The following is an 11,605-nucleotide window of genomic DNA, read 5'->3' as shown; positions in this document are numbered from 1 at the left end:
ATTCGGACCGTCGTTTCTGCGACGGTCTTTTTGTCACTCTTATAGACTATAGATATAGCAAAAAGCGGACAGCACAAAGCTATCCGCTTATTTCAGCTAATTATTTACGATCATGCCATTCCGCTTTCAGCGATCTGAGATTTCAGGAAAACGTTGCCCTGATCTATGGTGATCTTGGTAATGTACATATTGCCGCCGATCTGGAACATTATACCATCGCCCCACTTCTCGGGATCATCGGGATCGAGTGTGGAATTGTCGATAAGTGCATTGATCTCAGCCGCGGGGATAGTGAACTCAACAGACTTTACATCGTGATTGCCTATCTTTATGAATCCGTCAGACTTAACGAATACATCAGGCCATACCTGATCCGTCTTGGATGCTTCATCCTTGGTTTCGGGTGTTGCCAGATCTTCACCGTTAGCTACCACGTAATCTTTCAGGTTCGGATCATTCACTGCAGGATAGTCGGTAATAAGTCCCTCAAATGTCTCACCGAACTTGTTCCAGCCGTTAGCGTGACCGGGACCTATAACGATCTGCTGCTTGTGCTGATCTGTGATATCCTCCTCGATCATCTGATTGAACTTCTCGGTGTACTCAAACTCAACTACCATGTGTACATCCTTATCTCTGTCAAAGCATCTGCCGTCGACATAGTTATCACCGCTGCCGCCTTCAACAGAATATGAACCCAGACCGTTTGTCCATGCATCCGATATCTGGTCTGTCAGCTCGATAACAGTTTCGGTTGCTGTTTCATCGTAGCCTATCACCTTTGTTCTGTCAAATTCTGCAATCTCAGGTGCAGCCTCTGCCTCGCTTTCGGCAGGTTCTTCTGTCACTTCGGGAGCGCTTGTTTCTTCAGCTGCTTCCGACTCCTCAGCTGCCTCTGACACATCAGCCTGTCCCTCCGCAGCCTCCGATGCTGCAGCCTTTGAAGACGCATCAGCTTTGCTTTCATCCTTAGAATCACCGCACGAAGCAAACATCATAGCAGACATTGTCAGTGCGAGAGTCAATGCGAGAACTTTTTTCATTAAAACCCAACCTTTCTGAATCCGGGATATACCCTAATTCTGTCGCGGTGTCACCCACCTTATTTTCCAACGTCTTGATTATAACAGATTATCCCAAATTTTTCAATAATTTCTTATTATTTTTAGCAGAAAGTACAAATCTCAATTCGCAAAATAGTCAAATATCACAAACAAAAAGGCACTCCTTACACAGAAGTGCCTTTATCACATCAATCTCTTCTGAAAAGGTCACGGGTGTAGACCTTCTCCTGCACATCATCAAGACAGCTGTCATATCTGTTGGCGATGATAGCCGCAGACTCAGCCTTGAATTTTTCAAGGTCATTCACGACCTGACTTCCGAAGAATGTTTCGCCGTCCTTCAGGGTGGGCTCGTAGATTATAACTGTTGCACCCTTAGCCTTGATACGCTTCATAACGCCCTGTATGGAACTCTGACGGAAATTATCACTGTTGGATTTCATTGTCAGACGATAAACGCCTATAACAACATTCTTTTCACTGGTAGAATCCCACGAACTGTTCGACGAATAGTATCCTGCCTTTTCGAGAACTCTGTCTGCGATGAAATCCTTTCTCGTCCTGTTGGATTCAACTATAGCAGACATCATGTTCTGCGGAACATCAGCATAATTCGCAAGCAGCTGCTTGGTATCCTTGGGCAGACAATATCCGCCGTAGCCGAAGGAAGGATTATTATAATGCGTACCTATACGAGGGTCAAGACAAACACCGTTGATTATCTGCTGGGTATCAAGACCTTTCATCTCTGCGTATGTGTCAAGCTCGTTGAAATAGCTTACTCTCAGTGCAAGATAAGTATTTGCGAACAGCTTTACAGCCTCAGCCTCGGTGAAGCCCATAAACAGAGTGTCGATATCCTCTTTTATTGCGCCCTGCTGCAGCAGTGCAGCAAAGGTATGTGCTGCTTTTACAAGACGCTCATCCTCCATATCGGTACCGACAATGATACGGCTGGGATAGAGGTTATCATAAAGTGCCTTGCTTTCGCGCAGAAACTCGGGGCTGAAAATTATGTTTTTTGTACCGAACTTCTCGCGCACGCTCTTGGTATATCCAACAGGTATGGTGGATTTTATGACCATTATCGCATCGGGATTGACTTTCTGTACAAGTCCGATAACTGCTTCAACCGCACTGCAATCGAAGAAATTTTTCTTCGGGTCGTAGTTGGTGGGGGCTGCGATTATAACAAATTCAGCGTCCTTATATGCGCTCTCGCCGTCAAGAGTTGCAGTGAGGTCGAGTTTTTTTTCGGCAAGATATTTCTCTATGTAATCGTCCTGAATGGGCGATTTTTTACTGTTTATCATGTCCACCTTTTCGGGTACGATGTCAACAGCGGTAACAGAATTATACTGCGCCAGCAATACCGCCAGCGAAAGTCCCACATATCCTGTACCCGCAACTGCGATCTTCATATTACTTTCCTCCCATATAGAAATTCTTGTACCACTCCGCAAAACGGCGCAGACCTGTGCGCAGGTCGATTGTCGGTTTGAAACCGAAATCGCGCTCAAGTGCGGTGCTGTCCGCGTAAGTCACGGGGACATCTCCCGGCTGCATCGGTACTAGTTCCTTGTGCGCATCAAAATCATAATCCTCGGGCAGTACCCCTGCGCGGACAAGTTCCTCGCTGAGTATATGCACGAAATCCAGCAGATTTTCGGGAGTGCCGCCGCCGATATTGTACAGCGCATAAGGCGGTACAGGCAGACCGTCCTCACCATTTTTCTTTTCGGGAGCTTTCTGCATAACACGGACTATGCCCTCAACGATATCGTCAACAAAAGTGAAATCGCGCTTGCAGTTTCCGTAATTGAATATCTTTATTGTTTCGCCGTTAACAAGCTTGTTGGTGAATCCGAAATACGCCATATCGGGACGACCCGCAGGGCCGTAAACGGTAAAGAAACGAAGGCCCGTTGTTGGGATATTGTACAGCTTTGAATATGCGTGGGCAAAAAGTTCGTTGCTCTTTTTGGTAGCCGCATACAGTGAAACAGGGTGGTCTACCATATCATCAGTGCTGAATGGAACTTTCTTGTTTCCGCCGTAAACGCTGGAAGAACTTGCATAAACAAGATGTTCCACAGGATTATGACGGCAGGCTTCAAGGATATTATAAAAGCCGATCATATTGGAATTTATGTAAGCATCGGGGTTCTCGATAGAATATCTCACACCTGCCTGCGCCGCAAGGTTCACAACTATCTCAGGCTTGTGTTCCTCAAATATCTTCGTGATAAGTGCCTTGTCAGCAAGGTCGCCTTTATAGAATTTAAAAGTGCACTTGCTGTTCTTTTCAGCCTTTTCTATCTCTGCTATGCGGTACTCTTTCAGGCTTACATCGTAGTAATCGTTCATATTGTCAAGACCGATGATACATACACCGTCAAGCATACCGAACAGCTTTGTTACCAGATTCGAGCCGATAAATCCTGCCGCACCTGTAACAAAAACATTTTTTATATTATTGTCAAACATTTATATGACCACCCGATTATTTAATTTCTTTCAGATATCTGGCTACTGCGTCCTGCCATGTCGGCAGAGGCTCAAAGCCGTTTTCTGCAAGCTTGGACTTGTCAAGTCTGCTGTTGAAAGGACGTGCCGCCTTGGAAAGTCCGTACTCCGCAGTTGTCACAGGGGTGACTTTCGTATCATAACCCGCCTGTCTGAATATCTCGCAGGTGAAGTCATACCAGCTTATATATCCGCCCTCGTTGGTAGCATGGTAGTATCCGTACTTATCGCTTTCAGCCATATCCACCAGCAGACGTGCAAGGTCGAAGGTGTAGGTGGGTGTACCTATCTGGTCGTTTACCACACGTACCTCTGGGTACTTTTTGCCCACATTCAGCATGGTCTTGATGAAGTTATTTCCGTTCACGCCGAATACCCATGCTATCCTGACGATGAAATATTTTTCAAGGGTGTTGGCTACCGCAAGTTCGCCGTCAAGCTTCGACTGACCGTAAACATTCAGCGGTGCGTAGTCCTTGCAGTCGGGCTGCCAGGGAGTTTCGCCCTGTCCGTTGAAAACATAGTCGGTGGATATCTGTATCATCTTGCAGTCCAGCTTTTTGCAGACATTTGCGATATTCTGCGGGCCGTCAACATTTATCGCCCGTACTTTCGGGAGATTTTCCTCATCCTCTGCCGCGTCAACAGCAGTCCATGCGGCACAGTGTATCACAGCATCGGGTCTTACTTCCGTCAGCGTTTTTTCGACTGCTTCTTTGTCGGTGATGTCAAGCTTTCTGTACTCAACATCCTGTTCAACACCGTCGAAAATATCAGAACCCACAGCCTCATGACCGCGCTTTTTCAGTTCGTTTATAACATCATAACCGAGTTGACCACCAATACCAGTTACAAATATTTTCATATAAATCCTCCAAATGAAGTACTCTGCCTAAAAATGCAAACAGCTTTTCCCTGAGAAGATCGATAACTATACATACAGCAAAAAGCGCTATCGAATATACGACTATCGAGGAGATGACAACAGGCTGACTGTTGTGTGTCTCCATGAATCTCTTTACGGGATAAAAAACAAATGTCGGGTTTACCGTTATAAGGTAGACAGAAAGCACATATTTTGATATCCTGCTTGAAAATTCCGATACAGGTCCGTATGAATCCCAGAAAATAAACAGCAGGCAAAGTGCCACAGCACCTATTACTATCAGCGGATCGTTGTAGCTGTAAATATACCATGCCAGCGTGGAATGTGAATGTCTGTACATCACAAAAGCCGCAAAAGCAACAGCCCCCGAAGTTGCAAGATATATTCCCAGATATATCAGCTTGTTCTTGGGAAGCTTTTCACTGTTCTTGCGGCACAGCATACCTACGAAATACATATACAATCCGTGCAAAAACGTGTGTCCTCTGCCGATACCGTCCCAGTCGAATATAAAGCCGTATATCACAGCTACGACACTAAGGGTTATCAGCAGTTTTTTCTGCTTTTCCGCATCAAGGGAATCTATAAATCCATTAATGAAAGGCGCAAGTATGCAAAGCAGAAAATATGCGCCCATGAACCAGTACGTCGAGATAGGGAACGCCACATTGAAAAGATATTTGAGCGATTGTCCCGATTTCAGAGGAAACTGCCCTGTCAAAAGCATGACAAGGTACCATAAGAACAGGTAGAACACCATTTCAACGTACAGTAAGACTATTTTTTTTGATTTAAGTTTAATTGAGTAATAACCGCTTATGAAGAAAAATGCGTTAACAGCTATAATACAAAATGAGTTCAGCAAAAACAGTGAAAAATCGAACCTGTCGGCCGCAACACTGCCTGTCCCAAGCGCTTTAAGATCTAATGTATGAACGATAATGTGATGCGCAGTTATCATTATCATCAGTATACAACGAAGTAAATCGGTTGAATAATTGCGCTTTGCGGACATCTCAGACCTCCGCACGATTACCGTACATCTTCTCGTAGTAGTTCTGATATTCTCCGCTTATTATTGTTTCCCACCATTCACGGTTGTTCAGGTACCAGTCAATAGTCTTCTTGATACCGTCCGCAAACTTAGTCTCGGGCAGCCAGCCCAGTTCGTTGTGTATCTTTGTGGGGTCGATAGCGTAACGCATATCGTGACCCTTTCTGTCCTCAACGTGTATGATAAGGCTTTCGGGCTTGCCAAGTTCCTTGCATATAAGCTTTACTATGTCGATGTTCTTCATCTCGTTGTGTCCGCCGACATTGTAAACTTCGCCGACTTTTCCCTTGTGGATTATCAGGTCGATAGCGCGGCAGTGATCCTCAACGTACAGCCAGTCGCGGACATTCAGACCCTCACCGTATACAGGCAGGGGCTTGTCAGCCAGTGCATTTGCTATCATCAGGGGTATCAGCTTCTCGGGGAAGTGATAGGGACCGTAGTTGTTGGAACATCTGGAAATAGTCACAGGCAGACCGTAAGTTCTGTGATAAGCCATAACCAGCAGATCAGCACCCGCCTTTGAAGACGAATAGGGTGAAGAAGTGTGTATGGGTGTCTCCTCGGTGAAGAACAGGTCGGGTCTGTCAAGGGGCAGATCGCCGTAAACTTCATCGGTGGATACCTGATGATATCTCTGTATGCCGTACTTTCTGCAAGCGTCCATCAGCACCTGTGTGCCGAGAATGTTGGTCTGCAGGAATATCTCGGGGTTCTCGATAGAACGGTCAACGTGAGATTCAGCCGCGAAATTCACAACGATATCGGGCTTTTCTTCCTCAAACAGCTTGTATATAGCTTCTCTGTCGCAGATATCTATCTTCACGAACCTGAAATTCGGGTTCTTCATCACGGGTTCAAGTGTGGAAAGATTGCCTGCATAGGTCAGTTTATCCAGACATACTATACGATAATCAGGATAGGTATCCAGCATATGGAAAACGAAGTTTGAGCCAATAAAGCCCGCGCCGCCTGTTACAAATATTGTCATGGTATATTCTCCTTAAAATTCAATTTTAGATTCAGCCAGTGATGGGTGATGCTTGTCCTTTTCGCTGAGTATAAGTTCTCCGACATCCTTCCATTCAATGCCGATGGCAGGGTCATTCCACATGATGCCGCCCTCGTCCTCGGGATGATAAAGGTCATCGCATTTGTAAGCGAATTCTGCATAATCGCTCATTACAAGAAATCCGTGTGCAAAGCCGCGTGGTATCATAAACTGACGCTTGTTCTCCTCGGAAAGTACAGCGCCTACCCACTGTCCGTAGGTCTCGCTTCCCTTTCTGAGGTCAACTGCAACATCAAACACCTCGCCTTTCAGCACTCTTACGAGTTTCGCCTGTGGGTGAGTCTTCTGGAAGTGCAGTCCCCTGAGTACGCCCTTTCTGGAACTTGACTGGTTGTCCTGAACAAACTTATAGTCCAGTCCTGCCGCTTTGAAATCGTCTTCCTTATAAGTTTCCATAAAGTAGCCGCGCTCATCGCCGTAGGTCTTCACATCGATTATGTAAACGCCCTTTATCTTAGTTTCATTGAAAGTAAAATTACCCATCGTTAAATAGCTCCTTAGTATTTTATCCTGCCCTCTGCAACCTTTTTCAGATGCGCACCATAGGGGGATTTTCCGTATTTTTCGGCAGACTTCATAAGTCCGTCCTTGGTTATCCAGCCATTGATGAACGCTATCTCCTCAGGGGCAGATATCTCTATCCCCTGACGTGTCTGCACCATCTGCACGAAATTTGTAGCATCCACAAGACTATCCATAGTACCCGTATCCAGCCATGCAAAGCCTCTGCCCAGAAGCTGAACATCCAGCAGACCGTCATCAAGATACATCTCATTCAATGTGGTTATCTCAAGCTCACCACGCGCCGAGGGCTTGACCTCATTTGCTCTGGCTGAAACGCCATTGGGATAGAAGTAAAGACCTGTCACCGCATAGTTGGACTTAGGCTCCTTAGGCTTTTCCTCAATTGACACAGCCTGTCCTTTATCGTTGAACTCAACAACGCCGAAGCGCTCGGGGTCGGGGACATAGTACCCGAAGACCGTAGCTCTCCTGTTTTCCTCAGCATCCCTTACAGCCTCACGCAGCAGTCCGCCGAATCCGTTGCCGTAGAATATATTATCTCCCAGTACCATAGCGCAGGCATCATCACCGATGAATTCCTCGCCAATTATGAACGCCTGTGCAAGTCCGTCAGGAGAGGGCTGCACCTTATAAGAAAGGGTGATACCGTATTCAGAACCGTCACCGAGAAGCCTTTCAAAATTCGGCAGATCGGTAGGGGTCGAGATTATGAGTATATCCTTTATACCTGCCAGCATCAGCGTAGAGAGAGGATAATACACCATCGGCTTGTCATATACAGGAAGCAGCTGCTTCGATGTTACCATTGTAAGCGGATAAAGCCTGGTACCGGAACCTCCGGCAAGAATTATTCCTTTCATATCTTTTCCTCCCTGTCATTAAATTTATTACTCTGTTTTTTCAATAGCACCGAATTTCCGCATTTTCACATCCACACAACGTATAGAATGCAAATGCGAAACTATATTTATTTATATTATACTATTTTTTTACGCTCATGTCAAATAACGCTTGTAAACTTAAAATGAATTATGTGCAATACAACAAATTTCATCACATCAAACCACTGAAATCCGTATAATATTTCTTTATATTTCCTGTAATATGAACAAAAATTAATTTGACCAGTGATATATATACCTTTAAATTATAGCTGAGCAACAAATCATGCGATATGTAATTGTATATTTTTATCAATTGATCATCAGCAAAACTGTTATGTGTCACCACGATACTGATGCAGAAGATCACCCTGCAATATAACTTCAATTGCTGCATACTTTTTTCATCTCATATATACCTGCAAACTATAATAAACCAATAAAAACAGCAAAATACATTTGTTAAATATAATAATTGAAATCATTTGTTAAATATGATACAATGATCTTGATTAAGTGACCACAGTATATCCCTTATGTATTATACCCTTTAACTGTTGCCCCGCTGAATTGATCGGCATATTATTCAGAGGATGCGCCTTTTCGGTCATATGATCATCAACTCTTAAAGGATACGCTCCGGTCATAGGCAGCCGGACAAAAACGCTTTAATGTTATGGAGGTCTTTTCTATGAAAATTACAAAAGCAGCAAGCAAGTGCGCAGCTTTTCTATGCGCAGCAGCGATCATGATGCCCGTTGCAGGCGCTGTTCCGGCAACATTCTCAGTCAATGACACAGCAAACGCTTTAGCAGCTTCCGCAGATTCCGCCGCAGGTCTGACTGGCGACCAGTACTGCAAAGTAGGCGATACCTTTACTTTTGAGGTCACTCTGTATGACGACTATAAGGGCAGCTATAATTCCAGCGACTTTACATATCAGTGGTACTACAGCGATACTCAGTCTGGTACCCTTAACTGGACAAAGATCAGCGGCGCTACAAGTGCAAAGTATTCTGATACCATGACTTCGTCCAAGAACCTGAGACACTTCAAGGTACAGATAACAAATACCAAAACAGGCGAATCTCACGATACCGACTGGTATCCTATAAGAACAGTTACCTGCAACGCTGTTACTACAAAACTCGGTGCTGCATCCGTTGTCAATAACAGCAGCGGTACATGGATCAAGATCCCTGTAACTTTATCAGGTCTGTACAATCAGAAACTGACCGGTTATTACTTTGACATTAATCTCAGCTCCGGTGTTTTTGAAGATGCAGTATTCGATGATCTGAGCGGTATCGGAAGCATGGATAACTTCAGCGCATCCGATAACCAGTATGTAGTCATGGGCTACGGCATCGCTCCTGTGACCATCAGCTCCAATAACCCTCTGGGCTACTTCATGCTTAAGGTAAAAAACGGTGCTAACGCAGACGGTGCTAAGCTGTCCATTTCCGATCTCAAGTTTTCAGCTACCGGCGATGGTCTTGCAGGTGATATCGAGTACGGTGTGGCACCCGTAAACTACACTGTCAGCCTGTCTTCTTCAAGCACTAACAACGTTCCTGTTATCAGGAACATTGATTACAACACTCAGTTCCATCAGTTCAGACTTATCTGGAACGCTGTTCCCAATGCCCAGGCTTACGGTATAGCTTACTATTCCGCAGGCAAGTGGAGAGTTTATACTCAGAGCATCGCTCCTTCAACCACTTACTGGACTTCGCCCAAGCTGACTGCAGGCAGATCATATAAGGTGGCTGTTGCCGCAAAGGTCGGCGGTACATGGGATACCACCGGTGCTGTCAAGAATGCTATAACTGTTACTGTTAAGTAATATATCAGCGCATCCGAATACATGACCGACAGTTTGTCTGCAGACTGTCGGTCTTTTTTATCAATATCTTACTATATCATGATCGTAATATTATTATATAAATTTTAAGGTATTTTTTGCACAATTCAACTTAAATAAGACAATACCTATAAAAGGGCTATTTTTCAGCATATTATCGTCTGATATAAGGATGATAATTTTATTGCATACTGAAATTTAGTAAAACATCTAAAAGACGTAGAAAATAACTATATATTTTAACCATTGCAAAAAAACACCGTATATGCTATAATGCTATTAGTTATAGGGGTCATGTTGACGTGCAGATATGTTAAACGTTTTTACTTTTGTTCCGGCGGATCAACACCGCCAAGGCCCATGTACTAAAACAAGATCCTGTAACCGAAGGGTCAAAGACCGCATAAGGAAATATACGACAAATATTTTTAATGGAGGTTTTTAAATGAAAATTACAAAAGCAGCAAGCAAATGCGCAGCTGTACTTTGTGCAATGGCAGTCATGATGCCTGCAGCAGGCGCAGTTCCCGCAGCATTTGCAGGTTTTGGCAGCAACCCTGTTGTAGCCAGCGCAGAAGAGTACGACTGGAACGTAACAGCCATCTCCAATGACCAGTATGTAAAGCTCGGCGGAACCTTTAATTTCGAGGTCACTGTAGGCAGCTGGGTAAAGAATCCTACATACCAGTGGGAGATCGCATCCTATGGTTCAGGTTTCAATTGGCAGGCTATCTCAGGTGCTACTTCCAGCACTCTCCACGGCAAGATGACTTCTGCATACAGCGGTGCTCACGTAAGATGTAAGGTAACCGATTCTTCCAGAAAGATCACTGATTACTCTCCTGTCAGAACAGTATGCTCCACTGAAGCAGCTGCAAAGCTGGGTACTCCTGTAAAGCAGTCCAACGGCTACTACAAGATACCTCTGACTGTTACAGGTCTGTATAACAGATCTATCGGTATGTTCACACCTGAATTCACTTTCGATCCCAGTGCTGTTGCTGATATTGATTTCGAGTATAGCAGCAACATGAAGGAAGGCGATAACTTCGGTTTCGGCTTCACACAGGCAAATAAAGCCATCGATTCAAACAACGACGGTGAGACCGATAAGGTAGAGAAGGTTGCAGGTCACTATCTTGTAAGCTATGCAACAATGTTCACACCCGCTATCCTCGGCACCGATAATGTGTTCGGTTATCTGTATGTTAAGCCCAACAGCGGTGTAAGCACCATCAAGATCGGCCTCAGCTCACACGATAACACCGACGCTACTCTGTACGGTGATGCATATGAAGGCATCCTTACTTATGGTATGTCCTACACCGGCACTACCATCAGCACAGGCAGCACAACCACTTCTACAGTTCCTGTTGTCAAGAGCATCGACTACAATACTCAGTTCCACCAGTTCAGAGTTATCTGGGATTCTGTTCCCAACGCTCAGGCTTACGGTATAGCTTACTATTCCGCAGGCAAGTGGAGAGTATATACTCAGAGCATCGCTCCTACCACCACTTACTGGACTTCTCCCAAGCTGACTGCTGGCAAGGCATACAAGCTGGCTATCGCTGCTAAGGTCGGCGGCACCTGGGATACTACCGGCGCTATCAAGAACGCTATAACAGTTACTGTTAAGTAATAATACTGCAACATCACGACCGACAGCCTCGACCGGCTGCCGGTCTTTTTTATACCAATAAAAAAGACATCTGCCGCACACTCACGGAAGA

Annotated in this window: 10 protein-coding genes; 2 read left to right on the top strand and 8 right to left on the bottom strand. The window is 44.9% G+C overall.

From position 1 onward, the window contains the following. Positions 1-110: 110 nt before the first annotated feature. The 8 genes from RUMAL_RS02105 to rfbA all read right to left on the bottom strand — a co-directional run bounded on the left by RUMAL_RS02105 (position 111) and on the right by rfbA (position 7,987). Positions 111-1,043: a hypothetical protein gene (locus RUMAL_RS02105; protein ID WP_013497161.1), complete on the bottom strand. Its 933-nt coding sequence runs from the start codon at positions 1,041-1,043 to the stop codon at positions 111-113. A gap of 209 nt (positions 1,044-1,252) precedes the next feature. After that, the gene (locus RUMAL_RS02100; RefSeq protein ID WP_013497160.1) at positions 1,253-2,485 is read right to left on the bottom strand and encodes a nucleotide sugar dehydrogenase; all 1,233 of its coding nucleotides are present in this window, start codon (positions 2,483-2,485) and stop codon (positions 1,253-1,255) included. A gap of 1 nt (position 2,486) precedes the next feature. Continuing rightward, on the bottom strand, positions 2,487-3,551 hold the full coding sequence (locus RUMAL_RS02095; protein WP_013497159.1) for an NAD-dependent epimerase/dehydratase family protein: 1,065 nt from the start codon (positions 3,549-3,551) through the stop codon (positions 2,487-2,489). Between the two features lie 16 nt (positions 3,552-3,567). Then, positions 3,568-4,455, bottom strand: coding sequence for a dTDP-4-dehydrorhamnose reductase (gene rfbD, locus RUMAL_RS02090; RefSeq protein WP_013497158.1), 888 nt, complete (start codon positions 4,453-4,455; stop codon positions 3,568-3,570). After that, positions 4,412-5,491, bottom strand: coding sequence for an acyltransferase (locus tag RUMAL_RS02085; RefSeq protein WP_013497157.1), 1,080 nt, complete (start codon positions 5,489-5,491; stop codon positions 4,412-4,414). The genes rfbD and RUMAL_RS02085 overlap by 44 nt, the downstream gene beginning before the upstream one ends. Before the next feature lies 1 nt (position 5,492). Further along, positions 5,493-6,521: a dTDP-glucose 4,6-dehydratase gene (rfbB, locus tag RUMAL_RS02080; RefSeq protein ID WP_013497156.1), complete on the bottom strand. Its 1,029-nt coding sequence runs from the start codon at positions 6,519-6,521 to the stop codon at positions 5,493-5,495. A gap of 12 nt (positions 6,522-6,533) precedes the next feature. Further along, positions 6,534-7,085, bottom strand: a complete 552-nt coding sequence (gene rfbC, locus RUMAL_RS02075; RefSeq protein ID WP_013497155.1) for a dTDP-4-dehydrorhamnose 3,5-epimerase — start codon at positions 7,083-7,085, stop codon at positions 6,534-6,536. Between the two features lie 14 nt (positions 7,086-7,099). Next, positions 7,100-7,987, bottom strand: a complete 888-nt coding sequence (gene rfbA / locus RUMAL_RS02070; protein WP_013497154.1) for a glucose-1-phosphate thymidylyltransferase RfbA — start codon at positions 7,985-7,987, stop codon at positions 7,100-7,102. 712 nt (positions 7,988-8,699) lie between these two features. Here rfbA and RUMAL_RS22805 point away from each other — a divergent pair. Together RUMAL_RS22805 and RUMAL_RS02060 are read left to right on the top strand one after the other, a co-directional pair. Then, on the top strand, positions 8,700-9,854 hold the full coding sequence (locus tag RUMAL_RS22805) for a hypothetical protein (RefSeq protein WP_013497153.1): 1,155 nt from the start codon (positions 8,700-8,702) through the stop codon (positions 9,852-9,854). Positions 9,855-10,317: 463 nt separating this feature from the next. Beyond that, positions 10,318-11,514 carry a hypothetical protein gene (locus RUMAL_RS02060; protein ID WP_013497152.1) on the top strand — a complete coding sequence of 399 codons (1,197 nt, stop codon included), beginning with the start codon at positions 10,318-10,320 and terminating at the stop codon, positions 11,512-11,514. Positions 11,515-11,605 lie beyond the last annotated feature (91 nt).

The sequence above is a fragment of the Ruminococcus albus 7 = DSM 20455 genome (assembly GCF_000179635.2).
Classification (GTDB): Bacteria; Bacillota; Clostridia; order Oscillospirales; family Ruminococcaceae; genus Hominimerdicola; species Hominimerdicola alba.
This window is presented reverse-complemented; position numbering and strand designations above follow the sequence as displayed.

Coding starts and splice junctions, on each gene's coding strand:
- rfbD (WP_013497158.1), bottom strand. CDS start 4,455: ATGAAAATATTTGTAACTGGTATTGGTGGTCAACTCGGTTATGATGTT.
- RUMAL_RS02085 (WP_013497157.1), bottom strand. CDS start 5,491: ATGTCCGCAAAGCGCAATTATTCAACCGATTTACTTCGTTGTATACTG.
- rfbC (WP_013497155.1), bottom strand. CDS start 7,085: ATGGGTAATTTTACTTTCAATGAAACTAAGATAAAGGGCGTTTACATA.
- rfbA (WP_013497154.1), bottom strand. CDS start 7,987: ATGAAAGGAATAATTCTTGCCGGAGGTTCCGGTACCAGGCTTTATCCG.
- RUMAL_RS02105 (WP_013497161.1), bottom strand. CDS start 1,043: ATGAAAAAAGTTCTCGCATTGACTCTCGCACTGACAATGTCTGCTATG.
- RUMAL_RS02060 (WP_013497152.1), top strand. CDS start 10,318: ATGAAAATTACAAAAGCAGCAAGCAAATGCGCAGCTGTACTTTGTGCA.
- rfbB (WP_013497156.1), bottom strand. CDS start 6,521: ATGACAATATTTGTAACAGGCGGCGCGGGCTTTATTGGCTCAAACTTC.
- RUMAL_RS02095 (WP_013497159.1), bottom strand. CDS start 3,551: ATGTTTGACAATAATATAAAAAATGTTTTTGTTACAGGTGCGGCAGGA.
- RUMAL_RS02100 (WP_013497160.1), bottom strand. CDS start 2,485: ATGAAGATCGCAGTTGCGGGTACAGGATATGTGGGACTTTCGCTGGCG.
- RUMAL_RS22805 (WP_013497153.1), top strand. CDS start 8,700: ATGAAAATTACAAAAGCAGCAAGCAAGTGCGCAGCTTTTCTATGCGCA.